The organism is Methylophilus sp. 5 (genome assembly GCF_000515275.1).
Taxonomy (GTDB): domain Bacteria; phylum Pseudomonadota; class Gammaproteobacteria; order Burkholderiales; family Methylophilaceae; genus Methylophilus.
Genome location: NZ_KI911560.1, coordinates 119,285 through 134,784, shown reverse-complemented (window position 1 = coordinate 134,784; position 15,500 = coordinate 119,285). Strand labels below are relative to the sequence as shown.

General features: G+C 47.7%; 8 protein-coding genes. 4 read left to right on the top strand and 4 right to left on the bottom strand.

Annotation, left to right across the window (positions count from 1 at the left end):
• Window positions 1-59 precede the first annotated feature (59 nt).
• From METH5_RS0100570 to METH5_RS0100560, 3 genes are all read left to right on the top strand, one after another.
• The gene (locus METH5_RS0100570; protein WP_029146657.1) at window positions 60-644 is read left to right on the top strand and encodes a hypothetical protein; all 585 of its coding nucleotides are present in this window, start codon (window positions 60-62) and stop codon (window positions 642-644) included.
• 28 nt (window positions 645-672) lie between these two features.
• Window positions 673-960 carry a hypothetical protein gene (locus METH5_RS0100565; RefSeq protein ID WP_029146656.1) on the top strand — a complete coding sequence of 96 codons (288 nt, stop codon included), beginning with the start codon at window positions 673-675 and terminating at the stop codon, window positions 958-960.
• Between the two features lie 128 nt (window positions 961-1,088).
• On the top strand, window positions 1,089-1,553 hold the full coding sequence (locus METH5_RS0100560) for a hypothetical protein (protein ID WP_029146655.1): 465 nt from the start codon (window positions 1,089-1,091) through the stop codon (window positions 1,551-1,553).
• A 14-nt stretch (window positions 1,554-1,567) separates the two neighbouring features.
• Here the strand turns inward: METH5_RS0100560 and mltF are convergent, their stop codons facing one another.
• Window positions 1,568-3,037, bottom strand: coding sequence for a membrane-bound lytic murein transglycosylase MltF (gene mltF, locus METH5_RS0100555; RefSeq protein ID WP_029146654.1), 1,470 nt, complete (start codon window positions 3,035-3,037; stop codon window positions 1,568-1,570).
• Between the two features lie 19 nt (window positions 3,038-3,056).
• Window positions 3,057-3,731 (bottom strand): ribose-5-phosphate isomerase RpiA, encoded by a 675-nt coding sequence (gene rpiA / locus METH5_RS0100550; protein WP_029146653.1) that lies wholly within the window; start codon window positions 3,729-3,731, stop codon window positions 3,057-3,059.
• A gap of 320 nt (window positions 3,732-4,051) precedes the next feature.
• Between rpiA and mfd the strand changes: the two genes are divergently transcribed.
• On the top strand, window positions 4,052-7,462 hold the full coding sequence (gene mfd, locus METH5_RS0100545) for a transcription-repair coupling factor (RefSeq protein ID WP_029146652.1): 3,411 nt from the start codon (window positions 4,052-4,054) through the stop codon (window positions 7,460-7,462).
• 59 nt (window positions 7,463-7,521) lie between these two features.
• Here mfd and METH5_RS15960 read toward each other — a convergent pair whose 3' ends face one another.
• Both METH5_RS15960 and METH5_RS14650 read right to left on the bottom strand, forming a co-directional pair.
• Window positions 7,522-11,649 carry a type I secretion C-terminal target domain-containing protein gene (locus METH5_RS15960; protein ID WP_051412793.1) on the bottom strand — a complete coding sequence of 1,376 codons (4,128 nt, stop codon included), beginning with the start codon at window positions 11,647-11,649 and terminating at the stop codon, window positions 7,522-7,524.
• A gap of 97 nt (window positions 11,650-11,746) precedes the next feature.
• Complete coding sequence (locus METH5_RS14650; protein WP_051412792.1) at window positions 11,747-15,460, bottom strand: calcium-binding protein; 3,714 nt, start codon at window positions 15,458-15,460, stop codon at window positions 11,747-11,749.
• Window positions 15,461-15,500 lie beyond the last annotated feature (40 nt).

Below are 15,500 nucleotides of genomic sequence, written 5' to 3'. Positions count from 1 at the left end.
ATGGGGAATGAATGATAAGAAGAGGAGTTTAAGTGAAGTCGAATGTAGCCAAGAAATGCATGCAGATTTTGATTGTATTTATTAGCGCATCACTGTTGAGTGCCTGCATTTCCACAATGCTAGGCAGGCCTTTGTTGGGTGGTCCTAGTTATGTTGAGTGGCAAGAAGAAGTCAAACTCAATGATGGGCGTGTGATAGTAGTCACGCAGAAGAAAAAGTGTTCAGAAGCTTACACAGGCGGAAACTGGGCTACATGCATCGCCAGAGAGGCTTGGGTGACCATTAATTTACCTGAGTTTAGTGATAAGCCTATTGTTTGGAATGAGCATCTAAAGGCTAACGTCGTGAATGTTCACAATAAAAAATTATATATTGTGGGGGAATTTCCAACAGAACAAGAGTTTAAACAATACGGTAAACCAAAACCACCGTTTATTGGGTTCGTCTGGCAAGGTTCCAATTGGGAAAGGATACCTTTTGCAGATATTCCTGAAGAAATATATGACGTCAATATGTTGATCAAATCTAATGGCCCTGAAGGGATTAAGTACCTCACACTACAAGAAAAAAATAGTAAAGAGTTTAACGGCAATCCTGCGTATAGAAGAATACAAAGAAGAATAGACCCAACTGATAAATGGTAAATGGGAGTTAAATCCTGATGAGAATGTAATGAATTGGGGTCAGCGTAAGATCAAGTTTGGTTTTAAGATGCCTTGGCTAACAACCAAGGCATTTTTATTTCTGCAATCTTGTATGGGTCTACGCGGGCAGCCTAATATTCTTATATTCGATGAAGCAGTCAGCAACCTTGACCCACAAACCGCAGAGCATTTTGTACAGACGATTAATAAGCTCAAAGGTAAAGTGAGTATTGTGTTTATTACACATCAGCTCCCCAGCAGTTTACAGATCGATGCGGTGGTACAACTGGGTGAAGTTGATTCAATATTTACTTAAGGTTTATAGATTTAAAATCTTGTTGCTTAGGCTGCCTGAGTTGTTTTGTAGATCATAAGAGTTTGATGTAGTAGCTACTTAGAAAGCGCGATAAGGATTGATAGTTCAATTTTACGTTAGGAATCAAAATGTTCGTCACTGAAAAAATGCCGGAAGATGCGAAGGTTAACTTGCCATTTGATGTGGTAGTTGAAGCTGATGGAAGTAAACCAACTTTGTGGAGGTGGGCAGTAGATAAAGAGCGCGATGCTTATATCATTCTTGCAGGAACTGCTGGAGGGGCTTACGAAGGAACCGACAAGACTGAATATTATATATTGAACTGGCAAGGGCATTTAATTTCAATTTCAGCAGATCCGTTAGGCCGAACATATGGTGAATCAGGTACATCAATGCACTGGAGAATTAATGAAATATTTACGCCAGAGACATTGAAAGCAAATAAAGAAGATGTCATGTTTTTAGTTAAAGATGCTTTTAGAGCTATAGGCGAATTCTTTGACGGAGGAAAGTTTGTTGCTGTTAATATCGAGTTCAAAAAACCTCTCAATATTGTTGCAGGGGGCTCAAGAATTGAATTGGGGTCAGAGTAAGAATAAATTTGGTTTTAAGATGCCTTGGCTAACAACCAAGGCATTTTTGTTTCTGCAATCTTGTATGGGTCTACGCCAGGGTCATAGGTTGGGAAGTATTTTTGCATGATCTGGTAGTAACTGCGTACCAACTCGGTATAAATCACGGGTGCGCCACAGCTACAATAGCCATGTCTGGCATTCACATAATAAGCCGGGTCATTCAGCAGTTGATAGCCGCGTTTTACGTCTGCCCAGCTATCGGGGTTGAGGCCGAGTTTTTGCGCGATGATGCGCGCGTCTTCAAGGTGGCCGACGCCATTGTTGTAGGCGGCCAGGGTCATAAAGGTGCGGTCTGGTTCGGGGATGCGCGAGGGGATGCGGTCTTTCATCCATAACAAAAATTTGGCGCCCGCCATCACGCTTTGTTTGGGGTCTAGTCGATCGGTGACGTTCATCATGTTAGAGGTTTGTTCTGTGAGCATCATCAGGCCGCGCACATTGGTCGGTGAGGTGCTGTAGTTGTCCCAATGTGATTCCTGATAGCTAAGTGCTGCCAGCAGGCGCCAGTCTATGTCGGTGATTTCTTGCGCGCTTTTAAACAGCCGCACATATTTAGGCAGCAGGGTATGCGACTTGCTTAAAAAGGCTGTGACATCCACGGGTTTTAAGCGCTTGGTGTGGCCGTGATAACGGTCTAATAAATTACGTAAGGTGCCGTCTTTTTCTATTTTTTTGAAAAAAGCCTGCATTTGTGCGAGCCGTTCTTCACCATGTAATTTATTGAGCGCCCAGGCAATTTTGTCGGCTTGGCCTAGCATCATGCCCGCATCCAGTTGCGGATAGTTGTATTGCATGATGGCCACCAGGTGATTGTCGGCGACGGTAAAGTCTATCTCGTTGCGTGCCACCGCTTCAATCAGCTGTTCAGAGCTGAGTTTGTCGGTTTCTTTCCAGGTGAGTGTGGGCGATTTTGACTGCAATTCACGCATGCGTTCGACAAAACTGGTGCTTTTTGGCAGCACGATGCGTTTTTCAAACAGGGCCTCGGCATTGTTGGGTTCATTGTTTTTGTCGCGGTTATACACCACCATGGCTTGCACCTGGTTAAACGCCGGGCCAAACAATACCTGGCGTTTACGCGCGGGGGTGATGCTAATATCAGCCGCGGCGATGTCAGCATCGCCTCGTAATAGTGTCGGGAACACTTTATCAAAGCTGTCGACAACGATGAATTCGAGTTTATAGGGTGGCCCTAAAAACTCGACAAAGCGCTTGGCCAGGTCATACTCAAGCCCGGCATAATTGTTTTGGCTATCTATAAAGTAAGTGCTGGGGCTGTTGATAGTGACAAAGCGGATAGTGTAGGGATCAGGCTTGGCCTTGGCTTGCGCCAGATGCTTTTGGCTGCCATTGTCACTACATGCCAGTAACGTCGCACACACCGTGGCCAATATGGCCTTAAACCATACTGCGTGCGTTGACTTGCCAGAAAAAAAACGCATAAGACCAGGGAGTTAACGCTTAAACGCGCGTCTCAATCTTGCCTTGGTCTGCAATCAGGATGGTGCTTGCCAACTTGGCAAAAATGCCGTGCTCAACCACGCCAGGGATGTTGTTAATTAAGGCATTCAAGGCATTTGCATCCAGGCTGGCATCAAAGCGCATATCCAGCACCAGGCTACCGTGGCTGCTAATAGACAAGCCATCTTTGGCGACATTTTGGCGCAACTCACCTACGCCACCAATGGCCTCCAGGCTACGTTTGGCCGCTTGCCAGGCAAAGGGTATGACTTCAATCGGGATCGCAAAGTTTTCACCAATACGGCTCACCAGTTTGCTTTTATCCGCGACGACAATAAATTGTTTAGCGGCTTTCGCCAATAGTTTTTCCATCACCAGGTCATAGCCGCGACCTTTGAGCAGGGCGTTGTCTGGCGTGATTTCGTCGGCGCCATCTACATACAGGTCGATCTGGCTCAGTTGTGAGAGGCTAAGCACCGTCAAGCCGCTGCTTTGTGCCTTGATCATGCTGATATTGGAGCTGGCAACAGTGGTGATGCGTAAACTTTCAGTGCGCTGGCGCTCGGCCAGTGCTTCAATAAAGTAATTGGCTGTAGACCCTGTGCCCAGGCCGACGATCATGTCGTTTTTAACGTAGCTGGCGGCTTCCAGCGCGACGGCTTGTTTGTCGTTCATGTGTTTTTTCTCCGTGCTGGTTCAGGGCATTTATCTAAATGCAATGTGCGTTGCCATACTGTGTTACTCATAAAAAATTTATCCTTACATATTAACTATATGCGGCGTCAAAATTTTTTAATCGCGCCTTGTCTGGCCAAGTGAGTCAGATTGATGTGGCAACTTGCATTGATAGAAATACCCTGTCGTGCATTCTGTTCGCTCAGGCGTCTCGCGTGTCATTCAATGACAGTCTGTGGACGCTTGCAGTTATAATAGCAAACTCGGCAGATTCGCCAAGAAATACTCGTCCAACCTGAGCAATAAGATTCTAACTTTTTATGGCAGTTTCATTCCCCGTCATTGGGCATCCGCAACGTTTTTCTTTTCATAGTCAGGGCCTGGATAGCCGAGCCTTGGCTGAATTGGCCTGTGGTTTAAAAGCAACACAAACCCCCTTGGTAATTCTCACCGCCAGTGCGTTTGAAGCACAGCGATTGATGGACGAAATCCCGTTTTTTGGCCGAGAGAGTAAGGGCGAGCCCATTCAAGTACATTTGCTGCCAGACTGGGAAACACTGCCCTACGATGTGTTCTCGCCGCACCCCGATTTAACCTCTGAGCGTTTGGCAACTTTGTATCAGCTGAGCCAGAACCAGAGCAATGTAGTGATTGTGCCGATGGCGACTGCTTTGCTCAGGTTGCCGCCTATTGCTTATCTGGCCGCGCATACCTTTATGCTTAAAAAAGGCCAGAAGCTTGATGTCGATGCTTTGCGCAACCAGTGCGCGCAGGCAGGCTACCACCATGTGAGCCAGGTCATGGGGCCGGGTGAGTTCAGTGTGCGTGGTGGTCTGGTCGATTTATATCCCATGGGCAGTGCGTTCCCTTACCGTATCGACTTGTTTGATGACGAGATCGAAACCATACGCACGTTTGATATTGATACCCAGCGCAGCGTGTATCCGGTGCCGGAAATCCGCATGCTGCCCGCGCGCGAGTTTCCGATGGATGAAGCGGCGATCACGCGCTTTCGCAGCCAGTTTCGCGAGTATTTTGAGGGCGATCCGCAACGCGCAAAAATTTACAAAGATGTGAGCAAAGGCACTCCCAGTGGCGGCGTAGAGTGGTATTTACCCTTGTTTTTTGAACAAACGGCCACGCTGTTTGACTACTTGCCCGCGCAAACCGTGCTCTGCCTGCATGGTGACCTGGATAAAGCTGCGCAGACCTTTTGGGCCGATGCCAATAGTCGCTACAAGTTGATGGCGTATGACGCCGAAAAGCCCATTTTGCGACCCGAAAGCCTGTTGCAAAAAGTCGACGAATTTTTCAAGCAAACGCATGCATTTGCTTTGGTGAATCAGCAGCTGGCGCTTAACAAAACGTTTCCGGCGGTTGATGTGGACCGCCGCGCAGAGCAACCCTTACATAAACTGCAGGGCTTTATCAGCCAGTTTGCTGGTCGTGTACTCATCGCCGCCGAGAGCTTGGGCCGCCGTGAAACCATTGCCCAATTATTTAGCGAACATGGCCTGACCTTTTCACTGGCAGAAGACTGGGCCGGGTTTGCGCAGTCTAACTTCCCGGTCATGCTGGGTGTGGCGCCACTGCATCAAGGCATGCTAGATGGTGAGCAACTGGCAGTGATTACCGAAGCCGAGTTATATGCCAGCACTGTGCGGCAGCAACGGCGCCGTAACCAGGAAAAAGCCCGCAATGCCGAGGGCATGCTTAAGGATTTATCCGAACTGCGGCTGGACGACCCGGTGGTACATGAGCAGCACGGGGTAGGGCGCTACAAGGGCTTGGTCAATATTGATTTTGGTGAGGGTGAAACCGAGCTGTTATTGATTGAGTATTATGGCGATGACAAGCTGTATGTGCCGGTGTCGCAGTTATTCCTGATTTCACGTTACTCTGGCGGGCCGCCTGAGAGTGCGCCATTGCATCGCCTGGGCAGTGGGCAGTGGGATAAAGCCAAGAAAAAAGCACTCAAGCAGATCCGTGATACGGCAGCAGAGTTACTGAATTTGTACGCCCAGCGCGCCTCGCGTCGTGGTCATGCGTTTACTTTGAGCTTGCATGACTACGAAGCCTTCTGCGAAGGTTTCCCGTTTGAAGAAACGCCAGATCAGCTTGAAGCGATTGAAAATGTGATCAAAGACATGCAATCTGGCCGCCCGATGGATAGATTGGTCTGTGGTGATGTTGGCTTTGGCAAAACTGAGGTGGCGTTGCGCGCGGCTTTTGTGGCCGTGATGGGAGGCCGCCAGGTGGCCGTGCTGGTGCCAACCACCTTGCTGGCCGAGCAGCATTATCAGAACTTCTGTGACCGTTTTGCCGAATGGCCGATTAAAATCGCTGAAATTTCGCGTTTTAGAACGGCCAAAGAGCAGGCCGAGGCCCTTAAAGGCTTGGCAGATGGCAGCATTGATATCGTCATTGGTACGCACAGGTTGATCCAGAAAGACGTGCAGTTTAAAAACCTGGGTCTGGCAATTTTGGACGAAGAGCATCGTTTTGGCGTGCGTCAAAAAGAGCAAATGAAAGCGTTACGCGCCGAGGTTGATGTACTCACGCTGACCGCGACGCCGATTCCACGCACATTGAGTATGGCGATGGAAGGCCTGCGTGAGTTCTCGGTCATTTCAACGCCACCACAAAAGCGGTTGGCGATTAAAACCTTCCATACGCCTTATTCTGACGGCATCATCCGCGAAGCGGTGATGCGCGAATTTAAGCGTGGCGGGCAAGTTTACTTCTTGCATAACGAGGTCGATACCATTTATGTGATGAAAGAAAAGCTGGAGAAAATCGTACCAGAAGCGCGCATTGCGATCGGCCATGGCCAGTTGCGTGAGCGCGAGCTGGAGCACGTCATGCGCGACTTTTACCAGCAACGTGCCAATTTGTTGCTATGCACGACCATTGTCGAAACCGGTATTGACGTGCCCACCGCTAACACTATGATTATTAACAAAGCCGATATGTTTGGCCTGGCGCAATTACACCAGTTGCGTGGCCGCGTCGGCCGCAGCCATCATCAGGCCTATACCTATTTGCTGACCGACCCCGACCGCAACATCACGCCGCAGGCGCAAAAACGTCTGGATGCGATTCAACTGCTGGAAGATTTAGGGGCCGGTTTTCACCTGGCCATGCATGACCTTGAAATTCGCGGCGCCGGTGAGTTGCTGGGCGACAGCCAGAGCGGCGAAATGCAGGAAATCGGCTTTAACCTGTATTCCGATATGCTCAACCATGCCGTCAAACAACTCAAAGCAGGCAAAGAACCAGACCTGGATGCACCGTTAGGTGTGACGACAGAAATTAATCTGCATACGCCTGCCTTATTGCCAAACAACTATTGCCCGGATGTGCACGAGCGCCTGGTCATTTACAAGCGCCTGGCCAACTGTGAAGACGACGATGCACTCGACGCCATGCAAGAAGAGCTGATAGACCGCTTTGGCTTGTTACCTGAACCCGGCGAAGCACTTGTCGCCTGCCATCGCCTGCGCATTGCTGCCAAGCCACTGGGCATTATCAAGATTGATGCCTCAGACGCCGCGATTCAACTACAGTTTAATGTCAAGGCTGACCTCGACCCGATGAAACTGATCAGCCTGTTACAACGCGACAAACGCTGCCGCATGAATGGGCCGGATAAGTTGCGGGTAAGCGTGCAGTTGGGTAATCTCAACCATCGGGTAGAGTTAGTGAAAACGTTATTAAAAGAGTTTACTTAATGTGAACGAAAAAGGCCAATACGAGAGTATTGGCCTTTTTTAATGAAGAGTGAATGGGCTTAGACATCAATCATCAGTTTGTTTTGGCTGATTAAATTGTTCAGTAAGCTTGCCTCATTTGTCCCATTAAGCAGGTTCACACCAGTTAAGGTAATGTGTTGATTTTCTGCTGATGCAACATAGTTACCACTCACAAACCCGCCGTGGTTACTGATTCTGATTTCGGTATTTGTCACGCCCGCAACCGTGCTGGTTGTGATATCCAAATAGTTTTGAATAGTGCCACTCGATTCACCAACCAGTAAATCCCTCAAGTCTAATTTATCCTCGGTTGAATTAAAGTCTGTGATCTTGTCTATGCTAGGCGCTTTGTTCGCACCTTTATCTGAAAGGTTCCAGGTAAAAGTATCTGCACCTGTTCCACCCGTTAAAATGTCATTGCCGCTGCCACCAATCAAAATGTCATCATCGGCGCCACCGTTCAGCGTATCTTTGCCTGCACCGCCAATCAGGGTGTCTTCACCAGCGTTACCATTGATCACATTCGCTGCACTATTGCCAGTGATGAGATTGTCCAGAGCGTTGCCCGTCGCATTGATTGCTGCGGTGCCGAGTAGGTTTAACTGCTCTACATGCTCGCCTTTGATGCTCAGATCAAACGAAATGCTGGTGTTAATAGTGTCTTCACCTTGATTGGCCAGTTCAATGATGATGTCAGCAATATTATCTACAAAATAAATATCGTCGCCATCGCCACCATCAAGTGTATCGGCACCTGCCTTGCCATCTAGAATATCGTCACCAAGTCCACCTGTTAACCTATTGGCTGCGGCATTGCCTGTGAGCGTGTTATTCGCGTCGTTGCCAGTGAGGTTAAGCTTGCTGGTTGCTGTCAGGCTGGCATCCAAATTCTCTATGTTGGCCAAGCCATTATTAAGCGTCAGTGTGGACGCAGTGGCGAGCGCAATATTGCCTCTGAGTTGAATGGTGTCACTGCCTGTACCTGATACATCCTCAATAATGCTATCTTGCAAGGCCGCTGTAGTGACTCCGGCATTTAAATTGGCGACAAGGTCTACAATGTATGTATCACTGAGGTCTCCCCCCACTAATGTGTCTACGCCTGCACCGCCATCAAATATATGCGAGTAGTCATTGCCAATGATGTAATTGGCTAAGTTATTACCAATTAGGTGAGAAAATACGGCATATGTGTTATTGGCATTTAAATTTTCTACATTCACTGGCATCAGGTATTTGTTCATGAGCCCATTATTGCCTGCGGCAGAGAGGATAATGCTATCTATGCCAGCATTTAGGCTCTCTATCACGGAATCTTGCGTCACTGGTTTGGCTGTACTCGCAAATAAGTAAGTCACCTCATAGATGTCATTACCAGCACCGCCAATCAGTGTATCGGAGCCATCTCCGCCGCCACTTAGTCGGTTATTACCTGTATTGCCTCTAATAGTATTGTTTAACTCGTTACCATAGCCATCAATATTTTCAGTACCTGTTAACGTGAGGTTCTCGACATTGTAATTCAGCGCAAAACTTACTGATGATAAGACGATATCAATACCGCCGGCTGCCCCTGCAATGGTTTCAATCGCCTGGTCGTTACTATCATCAACAATGTAAGTATCATTGCCAGCACCACCTTGCATATCGTCCCGATTGCCGCCGCCATCTAAAATATTGTTGCCGGAGTTTCCTATCAACAAGTTACTGCCAGTGTTGCCGGTTGCATTTAAATTTGCTGTACCCAGCAGCGTGAGATATTCAACATTGGCATAATTCGCGAGAGAGAGGTTAATAGAGGATAGGATAGTATCGACGCCTTCGTCGGCTAAAAAAGTATCGGTATTCACCTGTTCGATAATGACATCAGCAATGTTATCTACATAGTAAGTATCCCAACCCTTGCCGCCTATCATTCTGTCTGCGCCAGTACCACCATTCAGGGTGTCGTTCCCCAATCCACCTTCCAGTATATTGGCTGCGTTATTGCCTATGAGGGTATTGTCCTCATCGTTGCCCTTGAGAGTGAGTTTGGTAATACCCGTAGCTGAAGCATCAATGTTTTCAATATTAGTCCAACGGTTAAGAGACACATCAATGGTTGATGATAGGGTTGCGCTACCGCGCAGTTTGATGGTGTCGATCCCTTGCGATGTACCGCTATATTCAGTCACGGTGTCATCAAAGTTGATGCTGCCCGCTGAAATCTTGAGGTCAAGGATGTAGGTATCATTACCGTCGCCACCACGCAGAGTGTCTGCACCAGCACCACCATCAACAATGTTGTCTGCATCATTGCCAATGAGAGTGTTGGCGAGTGCGTTACCTGTTAGGTTGAGTTTGGTCGTGCCTGTGTTAGATGCATCCAGGTTCTCAAGGTTTGCACCAAGAGTGATAGTCGATGCGTTATCCATCGTGTAGCTAATACCATTAAGCAATCTGAGTTCAAGGGTATCCACACCAGAACCTGCAACAGAAGTCTCCGTGATGGTATCTTGCAGAGCGACTTTGTAGTTAGCAGCAGTCGGGCCTGTCTGCACGAGGTCGACGATGTAAGTGTCATCGCCATTGCCACCGATAAGCTTGTCTACACCAGCACCACCGTCAAGGATGTTATTGCCTGCATTACCTGTGATGGTGTTTGCGAGTGCATTACCGCTGCCATTGATAACATTCGTTCCGGTAAGTGTCAGGTTTTCTACATTGGCAACATTAGTCGCATCAAGTGTGTAAGTGATACTTGCTCTAACGAGGTCAATGCCTTCATTCGCTCGTTCAATAACAGTCACATCTTCATCTTCGACAATATACGTGTCGTTTCCTTTATCACCACTCAGGGTATCAATGCCGCCATTGCCGTTCAGCGTATTGTTACCAGCGTTACCTGTGATGATGTTATCTAAAGTATTACCGGTACCATTGATCGCAGCAGTGCCAGTCAGCGTCAGGTTCTCTACATTGTCTGACAGCCTAAAGCTGACGCTGGCTTTGATAAGATCTGTGCCTTCGTTCAGTGCTTCAATGATGGAATCTGCAACGTTGTCGACGATGTAAGTATCATTCCCCTCACCACCGATTATCACGTCAGCACCCGCGCCGCCGTCTAAGATATTGCTCGCACTATTGCCGGTTATTTTATCGTTACCGCTACCACCAATAGCGTTCTCGATTACAACGTTAAATGCAATCGCAATATTGTCTTGTTGCACGGTGTCATTATTAAAGCCTACTTTAAAAGATTTACCCAATTGGCTGAAAGAGCCGGCTTCAAGATTGATGACTCCGCCATTTGCAGAGGCGTATTTAATAGTGTCATTACCGCCAGCATCCCAAATCGTTTGGTAATAACGCTGCGAAGAAGAGAATACATATACGTTGTCATTGGCGTTGTAGCTGTTATTAGCTCCGTATATATGCTGGATGGCCAAAATGTCATATAGCATCGGTGTTGTTGGATAGTACTCATTAAATCCATCAAAATGAGAGCCAGGCAGATCTGAGTAACTCATGACGGTATATTGAACATATTCAATATCTGTTGGTAAGCCCAAATCGCCTTCTTCTTCAGAAAACGAATGGTCTAGCCCTAACGCATGCCCAATCTCATGCAAGCCAACAAAGTATCCCATTGCACCGGTTGAAAAGTTATTACCGGTTTGGTCGGGCTGATTTTTGTTAAACCAGATATCGCCGCCCCTGGTGTAAGGGAAAAGGTCACTATACTCATACAAGGATTGGTCAACACTATAAGCATAAGCATAAATCTCTGGTGACATAGAGCCATCGCTGGTGAAGCCAAATCGGATATCGCCGACTGCACTAGGTGTTTCATTGACCTGGATAAAATTAAGGTTGGCCACACTGGCCCAAGCATTTAAAGCTAGCGACATGCCGCTTTGTTGACTGCTGGTGAGTGGCGTGAGCGATACATAGTCAGGTGTGGCTTCTGACATGGGGTCAAGAACGCCATAACCATTAATAAAGTCTTGAGACCAGTATTCGTTACTTCTAGAGGTCGGAAAACTGTAGTAAACAGTGGCAGAGCTGCCAACAGGCCCGCCCCATTTATTGCCCAGCAGTAAAACGTTAACGTAAGAGTTGCTTGAGCTTGAACTAGCGTCAAAGATTGAAATTTCACTGGTGGTATCTGGCGTTGGGGCGGTCATTTCAGCTCAACAGTCGGTTTATAACTAAAATACGAGAGAGTGCCTGTTTTTTAGGCATCCCCTCGTATTACAAAGGCTCAGTCAGGTTGATTCGGCACTAGTCGATTAGCAGGTGATTGTTCTGAGTTAGATAGCCAATCAGTTGCGCTTCATTGCCTGCTGCCGTTTTTGTCGCGGTAAACAGGTTAAGGTTAGATAGAACAATATGTGCATCTTCTTTAGCGTCGTCATAAGTGCCGTTGGCGAATTCTCCTGTTGAGCTAATACGAATATGCGTTGAACCGCTTTCAAAGACAATGTCGATATAGTTTTCGATGTGTGTGTTGTCTATCAGCAGATCTCTCAAGTCCAGCTTATCTTTTTGCGCAATAGAAAAGTCAGTAATGGTATCCGTGTTGCCTGATACATCGCCAGGCGTAGCTAAGTCGCTTGCGGTCCATTTGAATATATCTGCACCCAGGCCGCCTTTTAAGGTGTCATTGCCCAACCCACCAATCAGCGTATCGTTACCCGCGCCACCATCCAGCGTGTCATTGCCCATGCCACCATCAATAATGTTAGCGGCAGCATTGCCAATCAGGGAGTTACTAGTTTCGCTGCCTGTCAGATTGAGTTTGGTTGCGCCAGTTGCCGATGCATCTATGTTCTCAACATGAGACCACGTAATAGCGGTGGAGCCATCCAGTGATAGGGTTGTGGCCTCGGTGAGTGTGACAGCACCACGCAGTTTGATAGTATCACTGCCATCGGTTGTGCTATTAAGCTCGACTACTGTATCTTCAATCGAAAGAATTCCGGCTGTGGCTTTGAGGTCTAGGATGTAAGTATCATCCCCTTCGCCGCCACGCAAGATGTCCACGCCTGCGCCGCCATCAAGGATGTTGTCTTCATCGTTGCCAGTGAGGGTATTAGCGAGCGCATTGCCTGTGAGGTTGAGTTTGGTTGAACCCGTATCGGAAGCATCCAGGTTCTCAAGGTTGGCACCCAGGGTGAGGGTGGTAAAGGTAGTTGGATCAGTAGAACCTCCACGTAAGATCACAGTATCTATACCTGAGCCTGCAACAGCAGTTTCAGTGATGGTATCTTGCAGAGCGACTTTGTAGTTAGCAGGAGCAGTACCGGTACGCACCAGATCGACGATGTAAATATCGTCGCCATTGCCACCGATGAGCTTGTCTACGCCAGCGCCACCATCGAGGATGTTATCGCCTGCATTGCCAGTGATGGTATTTGCCAGCGCATTGCCAGTGCCATTGATATCAACACTGCCGGTAAGCGTCAGGTTTTCGACAAAGTCAGTGAGTTCATAATCGACACTGGCTTTAACGAGGTCAGTACCCCCGTCTACAGCTTCAATCACTTCATCATCTTCTTCATCGACAATATAGGTATCGTTGCCTTTGCCACCCTCCATGCTGTCAGCACCGGCACCGCCATCCAGAATGTTGTTGCCAGCATTACCTGTGATGACGTTATCTAAACCATTGCCAGTGCCATTGATTGCAGCCGTGCCAGTTAATGTCAGGTTTTCGACATAGTCTGAAAGCGTGAAAGTGACGCTGGCCTGAACTAAATCAGTACCCTGATCATCTTGCTCAATCACAGAGTCGTCAATGTTATTAACGACATAAGTATCATCGCCTTCGCCGCCGGTGAGGACATTGGCGGCGGCGTTACCAGTCAGAACGTTGTTCAGGATATTGCCTGTGAGATTCAGTTTGGTTTTACCTGTGGCTGAAGCATCGAGATTTTCAATATCTATCCAGTCACCATCTAAGGTCAGTTCTGTTGCTGAGGTAAGCGTAGCTGCACCACGTAGTTTGATTGTATCGCTACCATTGTTGCTGCCATTGGTTTCGGTGATGGAATCGTCAAAGGTGCTTACATTGGCAGAACTGCCAGTGCCAGAGACTTTGAGGTTAAGGATGTAAGTGTCGTTACCAAGCCCACCGACGAGTGTGTCTGTTCCAGCGCCGCCATCAAGGATGTTGTTAGCATCATTGCCAATGAGAGTATTGGCAAGTGCGTTACCTGTCAGGTTGAGGTTAGTGTCAGCAGTCAATGAAGCATCGAGGTTCTCGAGGTTAGCGCCTAATGTGATTGTGGATGCATTGAGCATACCTGTATAAACGGTACGTAGTTGCACAGTATCAATGCCTGAGTCTGCAACAGCGGTTTCAGTGATGGTATCTTGCAGAGCGACTTTGTAGTTAGCAGGAGCAGTACCAGTACGTACGAGGTCGACGATGTAAGTATCGTCGCCATTGCCACCGATGAGCTTGTCTACGCCAGCGCCACCGTCAAGGATGTTATCGCCTGCATTGCCAGTAATGGTGTTTGCGAGTGCATTGCCGGTACCTTCAAGGGGGTTAGTGCCGCCGTTAGCAGAGCCGTCTGTAAGCGTCAGGTTCTCAACGTTATCGGAGAGCGTAAAGTTGGAGCTGGCCTTAACGAGGTCGATGCCCTCATTAGCTAACTCTGTGACCACATCCAATTCATCGTTTACTATGTAAGTATCGTTACCCTTGCCACCACGCAGGGTGTCAATACCACCTTTACCATCCAGGATATTATTACCTGCATTGCCGGTGATGATATTTGCATCATCATTACCCGTGCCGTTGATAGCCGCGGTACCTAACAGTTCCAGATTCTCGACATTATCACCTAACGTGTAGGTGATACTGGCTTGTATGAGGTCTGTACCTTCGTTTGCTTCTTCGACAACGGAGTCATCGATATTGTTAACGACATAAGTATCATCACCCCCTAGACCTTTTAAGACGTTGGCGGCGGCGTTACCAGTCAGAACGTTGTTCAGGATATTGCCTGTGAGATTCAGTTTGGTTTTACCTGTGGCTGAAGCATCGAGATTCTCAATATCTATCCAGTCACCATCCAAGGTCAGTTCTGTTGCTGAGGTAAGCGTAGCTGCACCACGTAGTTTGATTGTATCGCTACCGTTGGTGATGCCATTGGTTTCTTCGATGGAATCGTCAAAGGTGCTTACATTGGCAGATGCGCCAGTGCCAGAGACTTTGAGGTCAAGGATGTAAGTGTCGTTACCAAGTCCACCGACGAGTGTATCTGCACCAGCGCCGCCATCAAGGATGTTGTTAGCATCATTGCCCGTGAGAGTGTTGGCAAGTGCGTTACCTGTCAGGTTGAGGTTAGTGTCAGCAGTCAATGAGGCGTCGAGGTTCTCAAGGTTAGCACCTAATGTGATTGTGGATGCATTGAGCATGCCTGTATAAGCGGTACGTAGTTGCACAGTATCAATGCCTGAGTCTGCAACAGCAGTTTCAGTGATAGTGTCTTGCAGTGCGACTTTGTAGTTGGCAGGAGCGGTGCCTGTACGCACCAGATCGACGATGTAGGTGTCATTGCCATTGCCACCGATAAGCTTGTCTACGCCAGCGCCACCATCGAGAGAGTCATTTCCAGCACCACCTATGAGTGTATCTAAACCATCACCACCATTAAGAGTGTCGTTGCCAATGCCGCCATCAAGTGTATTGTTACCTTCATTACCCAGGAGTGTTTGATCACCGCTACCCGCTTGAATTGAAAAATTCCCAGAGAGATTGCTGCTAATATAATTAAATAAATTTGTTAGGTCAGAGTTAGATTGAAAATCAGAAAGTTGATCAAATGTTAACGCACTTAAAGACATGCCACTAAACGATAATGAGTTGCCATTTGCGTCAGATAGAGAAAAATCTGACACTGTGCCGCCAATAATATCTACATCGGCATTAACTGAAATATTGCCTTTTACACTGTAGGAAAAATCGTCATTGACGACGGACATCTGCGTTAATGTGCCGCCGGTTATATCTGCTGAATAACTA